This is a genomic window from Nocardioides sp. CF8 (assembly GCF_000389985.1).
GTDB lineage: Bacteria > Actinomycetota > Actinomycetes > Propionibacteriales > Nocardioidaceae > Nocardioides > Nocardioides allogilvus.
In genome coordinates this window covers 3,736,460-3,751,955 of record NZ_CM001852.1, presented here as the reverse complement: position 1 = coordinate 3,751,955, position 15,496 = coordinate 3,736,460, and the positions used below count along the sequence as shown (strand labels likewise).

General features: G+C 71.7%; 13 protein-coding genes. 4 read left to right on the top strand and 9 right to left on the bottom strand.

Annotation, left to right across the window (positions count from 1 at the left end; all coding sequences use genetic code 11):
- Window positions 1-134: 134 nt before the first annotated feature.
- Both CF8_RS18275 and CF8_RS18270 read left to right on the top strand, forming a co-directional pair.
- Window positions 135-1,046, top strand: a complete 912-nt coding sequence (locus tag CF8_RS18275) for a ParA family protein (protein WP_036491419.1) — start codon at window positions 135-137, stop codon at window positions 1,044-1,046.
- Complete coding sequence (locus CF8_RS18270) at window positions 1,043-2,065, top strand: ParB/RepB/Spo0J family partition protein (protein WP_010834582.1); 1,023 nt, start codon at window positions 1,043-1,045, stop codon at window positions 2,063-2,065. The genes CF8_RS18275 and CF8_RS18270 overlap by 4 nt, the downstream gene beginning before the upstream one ends.
- Window positions 2,066-2,205: 140 nt before the next feature.
- On the opposite strand, the gene CF8_RS18265 is transcribed toward CF8_RS18270, so the two are convergent.
- On the bottom strand, window positions 2,206-2,982 hold the full coding sequence (locus CF8_RS18265; RefSeq protein WP_010834581.1) for a lysophospholipid acyltransferase family protein: 777 nt from the start codon (window positions 2,980-2,982) through the stop codon (window positions 2,206-2,208).
- Window positions 2,983-3,060: 78 nt separating this feature from the next.
- Window positions 3,061-4,275 (bottom strand): pyridoxal phosphate-dependent aminotransferase, encoded by a 1,215-nt coding sequence (locus CF8_RS18260; protein ID WP_010834580.1) that lies wholly within the window; start codon window positions 4,273-4,275, stop codon window positions 3,061-3,063.
- Between the two features lie 42 nt (window positions 4,276-4,317).
- Between CF8_RS18260 and CF8_RS18255 the strand changes: the two genes are divergently transcribed.
- Entirely contained in the window at window positions 4,318-4,953 is a 636-nt protein-coding gene (locus CF8_RS18255; protein ID WP_010834579.1) for a GNAT family N-acetyltransferase, read from the top strand.
- 96 nt (window positions 4,954-5,049) lie between these two features.
- On the opposite strand, the gene trxA is transcribed toward CF8_RS18255, so the two are convergent.
- The 7 genes from trxA to CF8_RS18215 form a co-directional block, all read right to left on the bottom strand.
- On the bottom strand, window positions 5,050-5,373 hold the full coding sequence (gene trxA / locus CF8_RS18250; protein WP_036491417.1) for a thioredoxin: 324 nt from the start codon (window positions 5,371-5,373) through the stop codon (window positions 5,050-5,052).
- 110 nt (window positions 5,374-5,483) lie between these two features.
- Window positions 5,484-6,485, bottom strand: coding sequence for a thioredoxin-disulfide reductase (trxB, locus tag CF8_RS18245; protein ID WP_010834577.1), 1,002 nt, complete (start codon window positions 6,483-6,485; stop codon window positions 5,484-5,486).
- A 91-nt stretch (window positions 6,486-6,576) separates the two neighbouring features.
- On the bottom strand, window positions 6,577-7,281 hold the full coding sequence (locus tag CF8_RS21215; protein WP_010834576.1) for a hypothetical protein: 705 nt from the start codon (window positions 7,279-7,281) through the stop codon (window positions 6,577-6,579).
- 42 nt (window positions 7,282-7,323) lie between these two features.
- Window positions 7,324-8,019 (bottom strand): RNA polymerase sigma factor SigM, encoded by a 696-nt coding sequence (sigM, locus tag CF8_RS18230; protein ID WP_010834575.1) that lies wholly within the window; start codon window positions 8,017-8,019, stop codon window positions 7,324-7,326.
- Complete coding sequence (locus CF8_RS21210) at window positions 8,016-9,941, bottom strand: protein kinase family protein (RefSeq protein ID WP_010834574.1); 1,926 nt, start codon at window positions 9,939-9,941, stop codon at window positions 8,016-8,018. Before CF8_RS21210 ends, sigM begins: the two co-directional genes overlap by 4 nt.
- A 54-nt stretch (window positions 9,942-9,995) precedes the next feature.
- A complete protein-coding gene (gene murJ / locus CF8_RS18220; protein ID WP_010834573.1) occupies window positions 9,996-11,654 on the bottom strand; it encodes a murein biosynthesis integral membrane protein MurJ in 1,659 nt (552 codons plus the stop codon).
- Window positions 11,651-13,942, bottom strand: coding sequence for a DUF6049 family protein (locus CF8_RS18215; protein WP_156887268.1), 2,292 nt, complete (start codon window positions 13,940-13,942; stop codon window positions 11,651-11,653). Before CF8_RS18215 ends, murJ begins: the two co-directional genes overlap by 4 nt.
- An 88-nt stretch (window positions 13,943-14,030) precedes the next feature.
- On the opposite strand from CF8_RS18215, the gene CF8_RS18210 reads away from it, so the two are divergent.
- Window positions 14,031-15,485, top strand: a complete 1,455-nt coding sequence (locus tag CF8_RS18210; protein ID WP_051204264.1) for a CCA tRNA nucleotidyltransferase — start codon at window positions 14,031-14,033, stop codon at window positions 15,483-15,485.
- Window positions 15,486-15,496 lie beyond the last annotated feature (11 nt).

Here is a 15,496-nt window from a genome sequence, read left to right as displayed (position 1 = left end):
ATCCACAGGAGGCTCACGTTCATCCACAGGTTGAGGGTGGATCTGTTTCACGTGAAACCAGCGCCCCCGAGCAGGTTTCACGTGAAACCAGCCCCGCATGGCGGGTGCGTACGGCGGCTGAGGTCGCCGAAGGCATGAGCGCGTACGACGACGACACCACGCCCCTCGCCCGGGCCGCGGAGCAGTCGGTGCTGGCCCGCAGCGGTCACCTGCACCGCGACACTCCCGCGCCGCGTCCCGGCGCCACCCGGGTGTTCGTGGTCGCCAACCAGAAGGGTGGCGTCGGCAAGACGACCACAACCGTCAACGTCGCCGCCGGGCTCGCCCAGCTGGGCCAGCGGGTGCTGGTGATCGACCTCGACCCCCAGGGGAACGCCTCGACCGCGCTCAGCATCGATCACCACCGCGGGGTGCCCTCGACGTACGACATGCTCGTCGACGGGCAGCCCCTGGCCGAGGTGATGAGCCAGAGCGAGGACATCCCCGGACTCTGGGTCGTGCCGGCAACGATCGACCTCGCGGGCGCCGAGATCGAGCTGGTCAGCATGGTGGCACGTGAAACCCGGCTCCAGACGGCCCTGGCGGGGCATCCCTGGGTCGGGACCGCCGCCACGGCCGGGGAGGAGCGCTTCGACTACGTCCTCATCGACTGCCCGCCGTCGCTGGGGCTGTTGACCCTGAACGCCCTGGTCGCCGGCCGGGAGATGTTCATCCCGATCCAGGCGGAGTACTACGCCCTCGAAGGGCTCGGACAGCTCCTCGAGACCGTGGAGATGGTGCGCAAGCACCTCAACCAGGACCTCGTCGTCAGCACGATCCTGCTGACGATGTACGACGCCCGGACGAGGCTTGCGGCGGGCGTGGCGTCCGAGGTGCGCGAGCACTTCGGGCCCGAGGTGCTCAAGACCGCGATCCCCCGGTCGGTGCGAGTCTCGGAGGCGCCGTCCTACGGCCAGACCGTGATGACCTACGATCCTGCGTCGGCCGGTGCGCTCAGCTATCTCGAGGCAGCCCGGGAGATCGCAACCAAGGGAGCACCTCGATGAGCACCACCCCCAAGCAGCCTCGTCGCGGCCTCGGCCGGGGCCTGGGCTCCCTCATCCCGACCGGTCCCGCCGAGTCGGACGGCTCCCACAGGTGGTCCGTGGACGCCCCCTCGACCCCGCCCACGGCCGCAGCGGACGGCAGCCCCGCGCCTGCGGCGCCCGCGACCAGCACCGGCGAGACGGATCCCGTGCACGCCGGGACCGTCTCCGGCGCCTACTTCGCCGAGCTCCCGATCGCCCAGGTGCGCCCGAACGCCCGGCAGCCTCGCCAGGTCTTCGAGGAGGAGGCCCTTGCTGAGCTCGTGCACTCGATCACCGAGGTCGGGCTGCTCCAGCCCGTCGTGGTGCGGCGCACTGGCGAGGCCGACTACGAGCTGATCATGGGGGAGCGCCGCTGGCGCGCATCCCAGGAGGCCGGTCTCGACACGATCCCGGCCATCGTCCGCCACACCGACGACAACGACATGCTCCGCGACGCGCTGCTGGAGAACCTGCACCGGTCGCAGCTCAACCCGCTCGAGGAGGCTGCCGCCTACGGGCAGCTGCTCGAGGACTTCGGCTGCACCCACGACGAGCTGGCGCAGCGCATCGGTCGCTCGCGCCCCCAGATCAGCAACACGCTGCGGCTGCTCAAGCTGTCCCCGGCCGTCCAGCGTCGCGTCGGGGCCGGCGTCCTGTCGGCCGGCCACGCCCGCGCCCTGCTGACCATCGAGGACCCGGACCTCCAGGACCGCCTCGCGGCCCGCGTCACCGCCGAGGGCATCAGCGTGCGCGGCCTCGAGGAGATCGTCTCCCTCGGGCCCGGCCAGACCGGCACTCCCCGCACCCAGCGCAGTCGCCCGACGGCTCCGGGCCTGGCCGATCTCGCCGAGCGGCTCTCGGACCGGTTCGAGACCCGGGTCAAGGTCGACCTCGGCAAGGCCAAGGGCAAGATCACGGTCGAGTTCGCCTCCCTCGACGACCTGCGCCGGATCGTGGAGGTCATGGACCCGCGCAACCGGAACGACCGTCCGATCTGAGGATCCTCAGCGCTCACCCGGCAGGTCTGGGTCGTCCGGGCGCCCGGTTCACAGCCCGGCGCAACGCTCTGACCTGCACGAACGCTGCTATGTCGACAAAGCGATGCAGCAACAAAGCGACTTGACGACAGGTCGAGAAATCACTTCTTGGTGGCGGCCTTCTTGGCGGCCTTGCGACGCGCGCGCTCGCGCTTCTCCGCGACATCGAGGTCAGCGGCCTCCGCGAGCGTCGGCGCCGTACCCCCGAGACGGGCGGGCACCCACCACGAACCGGGAGGCTGCTCGGCGGTCGGGTAGGCGGTGATCGTCTGCTCCAGCAGGACGTTCATGCGCCGGTGCAGCTCCGCGGTCTGGGCGACCGCGTTGTCCTCGGTGGTGGGATGCATCGGCTCACCGACGGTGAGGGCGATGGTCTTGCCCCGGGAGAAGTCGCGCGGGTGGTCCTTCGTCATCATCCGCTGCGTGCCCCAGAGGACGACGGGCACGAGCGGCACCCCGGCCTCGGCCGCGATGCGCACGGCGCCGGTCTTGAACTCCTTGAGCTCCATCGCGCGCGAGATGGTCGCCTCGGGGAAGATCCCGACCGCCTCGCCGGACTTGAGGTGGTCCAGGGCGACCGCGAGCGACGTCTCACCGGCGGCCCGGTCGACCTCGATGTGGTGCAGCGACCGCATGAAGGGGCCCACCGCGGGGTGATCGAACAGCTCGCGCTTCGCCATGAAGCGGACCTTGCGCCCGGACGGGTTCGCGGCCAGCCCGCCGTAGACGAAGTCGACGTAGCTGATGTGGTTGAAGGCCAGCAGGACGCCGCCGGAGCGCGGCACGTGCTCGGTCCCGGTCATCTGGAACCGCTGTCCGAGCAGCCGGAAAGCGGCCTTGGCGGTGACGATGACGGGGGGATAGGTGAGATCGCGCATGGCAGGGAGCCTAAGCCCCGTCAGGGGACCCTGCGACGCAACGTGACGCCTCTCATCAGCGGGGCGTGCGCCGGCCGGCTAGCGCCTGGTCGCGAGGAAGTCGCCGATCCGCCCGATGGCCTCCTCGAGCACGGACGCCTCGGGCAGGGTCACGAGCCGGAAGTGGTCGGGCGCGAACCAGTTGAAGCCGGTGCCGTGGGTGACCAGGATCTTCTTGGCCCGCAGCAGGTCGATCACGAACTGCTGGTCGTCGTCGATGGCGTAGACCTCGGGGTCCAGGCGCGGGAAGCAGTAGAGCGCACCCTTCGGCGTCACGTTGGAGACGCCCGGGATCTCGTTGAGCAACCGGTCTGCGAGCATCGACTGCTCGTAGAACCTGCCCCCGGGACCGATGAACTCCTCGATCGACTGGTAGCCGCCGAGCGCGGTCTGGATGGCGTGCTGCGCGGGCACGTTGGCGCACATGCGCATGTTGGCCACGAGCGTCAAGCCCTCGAGGAAGTCCGTGGCGATCTCCTTCGGCCCCGAGATCATCAGCCAGCCGGCGCGGTAGCCGCAGACGCGGTAGGCCTTGGACAGGCCGCTGAAGGTCAGGCAGAGCACGTCGTTGCCGGCGAAGGTCGCGGCGTGGTGGTGCTGGGCGTCCTCGAAGAGGATCTTCTCGTAGATCTCGTCGGCGAACACGACCAGCTGGTGGCGCCGGGCGATGTCGACCAGGCCCTTGACGATGTCCTCGCTGTAGACCGCGCCCGTGGGGTTGTTCGGGTTGATGATCACGAGACCATGGGTGTTCTCGGTGATCTTGGCCTCGATGTCGGCCAGGTCGGGGTTCCAGCCGTTCGACTCGTCGCAGCGGTAGTGCACCGCCGTACCGCCCGAGAGCGTGATCGCGCCGGTCCACAGCGGATAGTCGGGCGCGGGCACCAGGATCTCGTTGCCGTCGTCGAGGAACGCCTGCAGCACCATCGAGATGAGCTCGGAGACGCCGTTCCCGATGAAGACGTCCTCGACGCTGACCTCGCGCAGCCCGTGGGACTGGTAGTAGTTCATCACCGCGGTGCGCGCGGAGTAGATGCCTTGCGAGTCGCTGTAGCCCTGCGACTCCGGCAGGTGGTGGATGATGTCGGCCAAGATCGCCTCGGGTGCCTCGAAGCCGAAGGGTGCGGTGTTGCCGATGTTGAGCTTCAGGATCCGGTGTCCCTCGGCCTCGAGGCGCTGGGCCTCGACGAGGATCGGGCCCCGGACGTCGTAGCGGACTCCCTGCAGCTTCTTGCTCTGGCGGATCTGGCGCATGGGCCCATCCTCGCAGTAGGGCATCGCGCCTAGCATGGGGTCATGGCCCGGCGGACAGCCCCGCTCACGCTCGACCACCTGGCTCAGGTGCGCGAGCCGTGTCGCTCCTGCCTGTTCTGGTCGACCGATCCGGTCAGTCGCGCCCGGCTGGGCAGCGGTGAGGAGACGCAGGCGCGCGACGCCTGGCTGTCGTGGGTCCTGCGCGAGTGGGGCTCGGCCGGGCGGGTCGCGCTGGTCGACGGGGAGGTCGTCGGGCACGCGATCTATGCCCCCGCGGTCTTCTTCCCGGGCGCTGCCGGCATCCCGACCTCGCCGCCCTCGCCCGACGCCGTCCTGCTGTCCACGGTGTACGTCGACCCGTCGGCCCGCCACGGAGGCGTCGGCCGGCTCCTGGTGCAGGGGATGGCGCGCGACCTGGTCAAGCGCAACATCGCCGCGGTCGAGGCCTTCGGCGACACCCGGGGCCGCTCCTACGGCTGCGTGATGCCGGCCGAGTTCCTCGGCCGGGTCGGATTCAAGACCCAGCGCGCCCACGTGACCACGCCACGGATGCGGATGGACCTGCGCACCACGGTGACCTGGAAGAGCGAGGTCGGGGCCACCCTCGAGAAGCTGTGGGGCGTGGTGCGCCCGGCGCCGGCGCCTGCACCCAAGACGACGCACCGCTCGTCAGTCTGAGCCCGGGCTCGTCCGGTGCGGGGGTCGGCGGCGCCGTACGACCCCGAAATGCACGTCGACCCGGCACGTGATGTGCCGGGCCGACGAGGAAGCGACTCAGATGAAGTCGGCGAGCTCCTTGAGGAGCGCGGCCTTCGGCTTGGCGCCGACGATCGACTTCACGACCTCGCCGCCCTGGTAGACGTTGATCGTCGGGATGCCGGTGACGCGGTAGGACGCCGGGGTGACCGGGTTCTCGTCGACGTTCATCTTCAAGAACGTGATCTTCTCGCCGTGCTCGGCGTTGATCTCGTCGAGGATCGGGGCGACCTGGCGGCACGGGCCGCACCACTCGGCCCAGAAGTCGACGAGGACGGGCTTGTCGGACTTGAGGACCTGCGCCTCGAACTCGGCGTCGGTGACGGCGGAGATGTTGCCCACGGGGTTGCCCTTTCGGTTGTCTGATGAGGTCTGTAGATGAGTGAACACCACGTCGCCGACATCTGTTCCCACGTCTGTTCGGCGTGGGTACGGCGACGCGAAGCGCTCGATCAGCCGGCGACCTGGGCGGCTTCCTCGACCTCGCGCGCGGTGGCGGCAGCCGAGCCGGCGCTCGAGGCGGCGTGGTCCAGATCGGCGATGTAGCGCTCGGCGTCGAGGGCGGCCGCGCAGCCGGTGCCGGCCGCGGTGATGGCCTGGCGGTAGTGGTGGTCGACGAGGTCGCCGGCGGCGAAGACGCCGCGCAGGTTGGTCGCGGTCGAGGGGTGCTTGACCAGGACGTAGCCGTCGTCGTCGAGGTCGACCTGGCCGGTCAGCAGCTCCGAGCGCGGGTCGTGGCCGATGGCGATGAACAGGCCGGTGACGTCGAGCTGGCGCTCCTCACCGGTCACGGTGTCGCGCAGGGTCAGCGACTCGAGGCGGTCATCGCCGTTGATCGAGGCGATCTCGGAGTTCCAGACCATCTCGAGCTTGGGGTCGGCGAAGGCGCGCTCCTGCATGATCTTGGAGGCGCGCAGCTCGTCGCGGCGGTGGATCAGGTAGACCTTCGAGCCGAAGCGGGTGAGGAAGGTGGCCTCCTCGACGGCCGAGTCACCGCCGCCGATGACCGCGATGGCCTGCTCGCGGAAGAAGAAGCCGTCGCACGTCGCGCACCAGGAGACTCCGCGACCGGAGAGCTCCTCCTCGCGGGGTAGACCGAGCTTGCGGTAGCCGGAGCCCGTCGCGAGGATCACCGAGCGGGCGTGGAACTCGCCGTCCGCGGTCTTGACGACCTTGATGTCGCCGGTCAGGTCGACCTCGACGACGTCGTCGGAGACCAGCTCGGCGCCGAAGCGCTCGGCCTGGGCGCGCATCTCGTCCATCAGGGCCGGGCCCATGATGCCGTCGCGGAAGCCGGGGAAGTTCTCCACCTCGGTGGTGTTCATCAGCGCACCACCGGCGGTGACGGAGCCCTCGAAGACCAGCGGGTTGAGCGACGCGCGCGCGGCGTAGACAGCGGCCGTGTAGCCCGAGGGACCCGAACCGATGATGATGACGTTGCGGACTTCAGACATGCGGTTTCAGGGCTCCTGGAGATGGGGGATGGCTCTACGACGTGTGCAACCGATCGTAGGCGGCCGATGTTCCGCCCGGTGGGCCAGTCCGTCAGCGCGCCCGCAGCCGCACCGAGCGGGCGGGCGAGGCCTCGCCGCAGAGGAACAGGTCGACACGCTGCCGGTCGGCCACCGGCGCGCGGAAGACGAGCACGGCGGGGACACCGTCGAAGGTCACCGGCACCCGCTTGCCGCTCCGGGCGTCCGCGAGCGTGCAGAGCGGGCTGCTGGAGTAGGCGGCGGTGAGAGAGGCGCGGCGCAGGGCCCGCACCTGGGAGCGGAGCCCCGACTCACTCGTGAGGGCACCGGGGCCGGCCGGCGTCCTCCCGTTCTGCATCCTGAGGTCACTCAGCTTTTCCTCGGCGTCGGCCGCGGAGTCGGACTCCGCGTCGAAGGCCCGGCCGGACTCGGCCGTGGCGGGTCGCTCGTCGCTCGAGGCGGCCGAGTCGCCGGCACCGGCGCTGCTGCCCGCGTCGGTGGACGTGCCGGACGGCAGCACCTGGCCGATGCCGACGCCGAGCACCACCACGGCGGCGGCTGCGAGCAGGGCCGTGGCGGCCGTACGGCGACGACGCGACGCCAAGGTCACGACGGGCGCCGGCGCCTGCACGCGCTCGGACCTGAGCGAGGCGAGCGTCTCGTCGAGGCGCGCGACGACCTCGGGGGGAGTGGGGTCGCTGTGACGGGCCGACGCGAGGAGCCTGCGCACGGCGTCGTCCTGTCCGGGAGTCAGCGGGTCGGGCGTGGGATCGGTCAACGGGGGCACCTCCTTCGGCGGGGCAGGGGACGGACGGTCTGGTCAGCTCGGGGCGGGCGGCGGCGCGCGCGGAGGGCCAGTGGTTGGGACGTCCGCGGTGGGCGGGAGGTTCCTGGTGTCGGCCACGTCACGCTGCGGCGGTGCGAGCACCCCGAGGAGCGGGGCCAGCCTCGCCCGGCCCCGGAAGCAGCGCGACTTGACCGTGCCTTCGGCGACGTCGAGCATCTGCGCGGCCTCGGCCACGGAGTAGCCCTCCATGTCGACGAGCACGAGCGCTGCGCGCTGGTCGGGGGTGAGCGTGCCCAGCGCGGTGAGCACCGTGCGCCGGCGCTCGTCGGCCACCGCGAGCTCGGCCGGGTCGAGCTCCGCGTCGGTCGAGCTGACGAGCGAGCCCCGGTCGGCGCGGTCCTCGAGGTCGTCGGGCAGGGCCTCGGTGCGCCTGACCTTCATCGCCCGCAGGCGGTCGAGACAGGCGTTGACGACGACCCGGTGCAGCCAGGTCGTCACGGCCGCGTCCCCGCGGAAGGAGCCGGCCCGGCGGAACGCCGCGATCATCCCCTCCTGGAGTCCGTCGGCGGCGTCCTCGGGGTTGCCCATGGTGCGCAGGGCGACCGCCCAGAGCCGGTCGCGGTGACGGGCGAAGAGCTCACCGAACGCGTCGGCGTCGCCGTCGACGTGCAGCGCGAGCAGCTCGGCGTCCGTGCGCTCGGCGTGCCCCAGGGCCGGTCGTGGGGTCACCCCTTGACCACCACGTCGGCGATGGTGCCCCGGAACCCGCCCTCCACCGGGGGGATCGAGGTCAACCAGACCGTGACGAACTGGCCGGACACCGGCTCGTCGAGGGCGACAGCTAGCCCGCCGTTGCCCGCTGCCGTGCCGACGGGCGTGAGGTCGGAGACGCTGGTCGGGGCGGTCTCGGTGACATAGACCGACACCGCCGTGGGGCCGCCCAGGGTCGCGATGTCGATCTCGCGGACGCCGATGGTGGCACCGAGGTCGAGCACCAGGCCGACGCCTTCCTTGAGCCCGGTCGGCCCGAAGTCCTGCTTGTACGTCGAGGTGTGCCACGAGGTCTCGGGATCGCCGTCGATCGCCAGCGGCACCAGCTCGGGGTACTCCTCCTGCGGCGGCGAGCCCTGCGGGTCGAGGTCGAAGGCCGTGATGCCCGTGAGCGGCGTGGGCGTCGGGCCCTGCGACGTCGTCGTGGTCGTCTCCCCGGGCTCCTCCTCGGCGCCGCCTGAGCCGAGGTGATAGGCCGCGGCAGCAGCCACCAACGCGAGCACGCCGATGGCGATGCCCATCGCGAGCCGGAACCAGTTGCGCCCGGGGACGACGTCGTCCCCGCTGTCGGCGAGCTCCTGCGAGGGCCAGACCCCGCTGCCGGAGCTGGTGGCCGGACCGGTCGACTCCCACGGCCAGTAGGACGGGGACTGGGCAGCGGTGCTGCCGGGTCGCGGGCGACGGACCGGCTGGCCCTCGGGGGGCTCCGGCGCGAACAGGGGCTTGGCGGGCTTCTCCTCGAACGGGGGCGGCGGGGCGGGCGCCTCCCTGCGGGCCGGGATCCAGCCGACCTCGTCGTTCTCGTCGAAGACCGGGATGCCGGCCTGGGTCGGGAGCTCCTCGGCGACGGGGCTGGTCTCGATGATGGCGGTGGGCTCAGCAGGCTGGGCAGGCTCGGACGCGTCGGGCTCGAACGGCTCGGGCTCGGGCGGCTCGGGCTCGGGCGGCTCGGGCCTCGGCTCGGGACGTGCCTCGATGGGAGTCGGCGTCGTGGCAGGCCGGACCTGGGCCGGTGGCACCGGTGGGGACGGCGTGGGCATGGGCCCGATCCGGCTGATGGGCTGGGTCGGCGGTGGCCCGCTCCAGGCGCCGCCCTCGGCCATCCCGGTCGGGTCGCCGACGAACTCGGCGAGCGCTGACGCGACCCCGGCCATGGTCGAGAGGTCGTGCACGGAGCGGTGGCTGTGTCCGGAGACCTGGTTGATGACCTGGTCGCAGAGCGCGTCGAGCGGGCGGGGGATCCCGGCCCGCACGCGTCGCGGTCGCAGCACGTCGCCGTGCACCGTCGGCGCGGGCGGCAGGTTGGAGATGGAGACGCCCGCCCACTTGCCGGTCAGCGCGGCATAGAGCACGGCGACCGTGTCGACCAGGTCGGCCGACTGGCGCCCGGGCGCCAGGCCGTGCAGGGCCGCGTCGACGGCGAAGCCGATGATCCGCACCTGCCCCTGCCGGTCGATCAGGACGTTCTCCGGCACCATCCGGCCGTGGTCGAGGCCGGCGTCGTGCGCCCGCGCCAGGCTGGCGGCCACCTCGGAGACGATCCAGGCCGCTCGACGGGGCTGCAGCGGGCCGCTCGCGGCGAGCATGATGTCGAGGGAGGTGCCCGCACCCCACTCGTTGACGACGTAGCAGACATCGTCGGTCCGGTCGGCGTCGAGCACGCGCAGCATCCGGCGGTCGTGGTGCGGCGCCGTACGCCGTGCAGCCTCGAGCAGGCCGTCGGCGCGCTCGTCCGACCGCGGGATCAGGTGTACGGCGACGTGCCGGTCGAGGACGAGGTCGTGGGCGCGCCAGAAGCGGCCACCGGCGCTCTCGGTCAGCAGCTCGTCGAGGCGGTAGCGGCGGGCGAGCTGGTCACCGGCATGCAGCGAGTCAGGCACGCGGTTCCTCACCCTCCCCGGTCCGACAGGCGTTCGACGCCCTCATCGTAGGACTCACGCGCGCCGCAGGCGGGCCAACGCGGCGTCGGTCACGGAGGTGACTTCGCGGACACGGAAGGTGCGGGCGAGCAGGAGCACGCCGCCGAGCCCGACCGCGCCGGCGAGGCCACCGCGGATCGCGGAGACCCAGGGCTCGGGTTCGTCGGCGAGGGAGCCGAACGCGGCGGTGAGCCCGAGGGTCACCAGCCAGGCCGCGAGGACGGCCGGAGCGACGACGAGCAGCATCCGGACCAGGAAGCGCACGAGGCCCGGTGTCCCGATGCCCCCGAGCACGTGGCGCAGGGAGGCATAGCTGATCGCCGAGCCGACGAGGTAGGCCGAGAGGTAGGCCACCGCGAGGGCGGGGGCGGTGTGGCGGTCGTCCACCCGGCTCACCAGCAGCAGCGCCATCACGATGTTGGTCGCGGAGATGGCGCACTGGATGAAGAAGACGCGGCGCGTCTGCTCGAGGGCGTAGAACCCGCGCAGCATGAGGTAGTGGACGGTGAAGAACACCAGGCCCGGCGCGAACAGCGCGAGGGTCGGGGCGAACCGCTCGTGGGTGCCCTCCTCGGCCCAGCCGAACAGCACGTTGGACACGTCGGCGGCCAGCACCGGGAGCAGCGCCGCGATCGGCAGCACGAGGGCCAGTGCGCTGCGCAGCGTCGAGCCGATGGCGCGGCCCAGGTCGGGCAGGCGGTGGTCGGCGGCGTACGCGGAGATCCTCGGGAGGATCGCGGTCGCCAGCGAGACGGTGATGATCGAGTGGGGGACCATCATGATCAAGAAGGCGTTGGAGTAGACGGTGTAGCCGGTGCCCTCCGGATCGGTCACGGTGCCGCCGGCGGCCTGGTTGATCACCACGAAGTAGGCGAGCTGGTTGACGACGACGAACAGCACCGTCCAGCCGCCCAGCGCGAGCGTCTTGGCCAGGCCCTCGTCACGGAAGTCGAAGCGGGGCCGGTAGGAGAAGCCTGCCGCGCGGAGGTAGGGCAGCAGGATCAGGAGCTGGACGGCGATGCCCAGCGTCGAGCCCACCCCCAGCAGCAGCTCCTGGTTGCCGCCCAGTGCCTGCTGGTACTCGGACTCGGTGGCCTTGCCGTAGAGCACGAGGTAGAGCACCAGCATCACAACCGCGACGAGGTTGTTGGCGATCGGCGCCCACATCATCGGGCCGAACCGGCCACGGGCGTTGAGGATCTGCCCGACCAGCACGAACATGCCGTAGAAGAAGACCTGCGGCAGGCACAGCCGGGTCAGGTCGACGATCGACTGGAAGTGAGCGGCGCGGCCGGGTGCGTCGAACTCGCCGGGCAGGAAGAGCCGCAGTGCCCAGGGCGCGACCGCGATGAGCACCACCGTCACGGTGCCGAGGAACAGCGCGGCCAGGGTGATGACGCGGTTGGCATAGGCGTCGCCGCCGTCCTCGTCGCCCTTCATCGCCCGCACCAGCTGCGGGACGAGCACGGCGTTGAAGACGCCGCCCGCGACCAGGATGTAGATCATGTTGGGCAGGGTGTTGGCCAGGGTGAAGAGGTCGGCCTGCAGCGCTGCACCCAGGGCCGCCACGAGCAGCGCTCCGCGCAGGAACCCGCTGATCCGCGAGAAGGCCGTGCCGGCGGCCATCACCGCGCTGGAGGCCAGCAGGGTCGGGGCCTGCTTCTGCTCGCTCACGCGACCTGCTCGCCGGCGGCCTTGTCGTCGGCCTTGTCGCCGGCCTTGCCGCGGTCGCGGAGGCGGCGTACGAGCCGGACCGCGATGGTGCCGAAGAGCAGGGCCGCGCCGCCGGCGAGCAGCAGCCAGATCAGGCCACTCACCTGGGCGGCGCGGATCTGCAGGTTGGTGCTCGAGCCGAGCGGCTCGCCCTGGGTGTCGGTCACGACGAGACGGACCTGGTGGATGCCGGGGCGATCGGCCGTCACGCGCGGCAGGATGCGGTGCCGCGCGCCCGCGCTGATCTGGATCGGGCCCTGGTCGGCGAACTCGAGGTCACCGTCGGACTCGACGGCGATCCGCACCGTCACCGGCTGGTCGAGGCCGTTGACGAGGTCGGCGCCGAACTGCCCGCTCTCGCTCGACAGGGTCACCGCGTCCGGTGCGTCGACGGTGACGCTGGCCATCTGGTCGGCGACGAACACACTTGCCTCGCGCACCGACTCGGCGGCCCGGGCGGCGTTGACGCGGTGTCCGGAGGAGAGGCTCATCAGCACCTCGTCGGCGACCTGCTGGCGCACGAGGTTGGGGAGGCTGAGGGTCCCTGCGAGCAGGTTGGCGCGGGTGGTGAACTGGTCGGCAGCGCTGAAGTTGAGGACGTCGAGCGCCGCCTCCGCGTCCTCGTCGGTGTAGACCAGTCCGACCGCGTTCATCGAGGCCGCGGGGCGCAGGGTGAGGTCGGCGACGCTGATCGGCTCCAGCCACGGCACCTCGAGGCCGGTGAACAGGGGGCTCGGGTCGACGGGTCGCCAGTGGGCCGGCAGCATCATCACGACGGGTGAGCGGGAGCCGGACTGCAGGCGCAGGGCCACCTCGCTCAGCAGCCGCTGCCGCAGGGCCAACGGGTCGGCGGAGGCGGTCGGGCTCGGGCCGCCCGCCGCGGCCCCGCTGGAGGTGACGACCACCTTGTGCTCGAGCAGGCGCACCATCGACTGCGGCGCGTTGGGGGGCACGGACGCGAAGGACGTGTCGGCCACCATGATCGTGGTGTCCGGCGTGGCTGCCTCGATGGCGGCCGGGCTCAGGATGCCGTCGCGCGGGGCGATCGCCGGCGTGGCGGCGACCTCCAGCCAGGCCATCACCTGGGCGCTGCGCGTCACGGCCTGCTGGTAGTAGCCGGGACCGTGCACCGCCGCTGCGGACACGTCGAGGTCGCCGTACGGCAGGGCGAGGACGGGCTGGTCGGCCGTGACCTGCCTGAAGCGGTCGAGCCAGGCGCCGGCCAGGCCGGCGACCCGCTGCTCCTCCTCGGTGAGCTCGTCGTCGGGGTCGACCGGGGGGATCGGGTCGGAGGGTGCCGAGAAGGGATCGGGCCCGGCCGGCGCGCCGTCCGTCGGGGAGGCAGGCTCGTCGGAGGGCTCCTCGGTGGGCTCGGGCGTCACCGCAGGATCGGGGGCCAGGCTGCGGTCGGGGTTGCCCTCCTCGAGCCGGGCCACCGCCGCGAGCACGGCCGGGTCGACCAGCCAGGTGAGGGGGACGTCGGCGTCGTCCGCCGCCAGGATCGAGTGCAGCCGGCCGCCCTCGGCGAGCGACCTGGCCCACCTGCCGACCCGGTCCACGCGACCTGAAGGAGTGAGCCACACGGTCTCGCGGATGGGCACGACGATCGCCGCATCGACGCTGTCCGGGTTCTTCCCGCTGCGCGGCACCAGCGGGATGAAGGTGCGGGCGCGCCCGTCGGCGACGATGTCACGCTCCACCGAGGAGCTGCCGAGGGCGTGCACCCCGAGCCAGTAGACGCCGGTGGCCTCGACGAGGATCTCGCTGCGCGGCACCTTGAGCCGGAACTCCGTCGTCTCGCCGGGTTCGAGCACCTCGACGGTGTCCTCGGTGCCGGGCGTCACGATCCGTTCGCCGACGAACTCGTCCGCGTCGATCGCCGAGGACGCGGCCAGCGAGGGCGCGTCAACGATCGGGGACGCGGAGACCAACGCATAGAGATTGATGTCGGTCCACTGCTCGTCGCTCTGGTTGGTGAGCGTGCCGGTGATCCTGACCGGGCGCTCGTCGTCGCTCAGGGCCGAGGGCTTGATCGAGTCGAGGTGGATCTTCAACGGGTCGGCGGCTGCCCGGGCCGGGGCGCCCTTGCGGGGTTCTGCGGAGGCGGTCGCGAGGCTCGCCGACGCGGGCCCGAGCAGGGCCAGGACGAGGGAGAGCGTGGCGAGGACGAGAGCCCGCGCCGTCGTCGGCACCGCCGGGATCCGTCCCCGACTCCTCCGGGCGGGGAGGGAGGGGGACAGGTGCTGCACGGCACGACTGTAGCCGCGCAGACCACCCCTTCGAGCACGACGCTCGCGACCACGGCGATCCCTCTCCGATCCCCTAGAGTTGACCCTCGTGTCCGACGCCGCCCTGCCTCCATTGACCATCGTCGAGGTCGAGCGCCGCGTCAGCGCGGAGCTGACCCGGATCGGGCCGGTGATCGACCAGCTCGGGGCGCGCTTCGCCGCGGCCGGCGAGGAGCTGGCGCTGGTCGGCGGCCCGGTGCGCGACGCGATGCTCGGGCGCCTGCAGAACGACCTCGACTTCACCACCTCCGCCCGGCCCGAGAAGACCGAGAAGCTGCTCGCCGGCTGGGTCGACGCGATCTGGGACATGGGCCGCGCCTTCGGCACCATCGGCGCACGCATCGGCGAGTGGCAGGTGGAGATCACGACCTACCGCTCCGAGACCTACGACCCGCTCTCACGCAAGCCCGACGTGGCGTACGGCGACAACCTGGCCGGCGACCTCGGGCGGCGCGACTTCACGGTCAACGCGATGGCGGTCAGCGTCCCCGGTCGCGAGTTCGAGGACCCGTACGGCGGACTCGTCGACCTCGCCAACCGGACCCTGCGCACCCCCGGCCGTCCCGAGGACTCCTTCTCCGACGACCCGCTGCGGATGATGCGCGCCGCCCGCTTCGCCGCGCAGCTCGGCTTCGCCGTCGCGCCCGAGGTGGTCGCGGCCATGACCGAGATGGCCGGGCGGATCGAGATCATCTCCGCCGAGCGGGTCCGCGACGAGCTGGTCAAGCTCGTGTGCGCGCCGTTCCCCCGGCTCGGGCTCACCCTGCTGGTGGACACCGGCCTGGCGGCGTACGTCCTGCCCGAGCTGCCGGCGCTGGCCCTCGAGCGCGACGAGCACCACCGCCACAAGGACGTCTACGAGCACACGCTGACAGTGCTGGAGCAGTCGATCGACCTCGAGGCGCGCCTGGGGGGCGGTCCTGACTTCGTCTCCCGCTTCGCTGCGCTGATGCACGACGTCGGCAAGCCGCGGACGCGCCGCTTCGAGTCCGGCGGCCTCGTCACCTTCCACCACCACGACGTCGTGGGCGCCAAGATCACCCGCAAGCGGATGCAGGCGCTGCGCTTCTCCAACGCCGAGATCGACGCCGTGTCCAAGCTGGTGGAGCTGCACCTGCGCTTCCACGGCTACGGCTCCGGTGAGTGGACCGACGCGGCCGTGCGCCGCTACGTCCGCGACGCCGGCGACCAGCTCGAGCGGCTGCACATCCTCACCCGCGCCGACTGCACGACCCGCAACCAGCGCAAGGCCGACCGCTTGCGCCGGACCTACGACTCGCTCGAGGAGCGGATCGACCGGCTCGCCGAGCAGGAGGAGCTCGCCTCCATCCGGCCCGACCTCGACGGCGCGCAGATCATGGAGATCCTCGGCATCGAGCCGGGGCGCCGCGTCGGTGACGCCTACAAGCACCTGCTCGAGCTGCGGATGGACAACGGGCCGATGAGCGAGGACGACGCGCGCGCCGCCCTGCTGGCGTGGGCCGAGGCCAACCCGGTCGACTGAGGCTGGGTAAC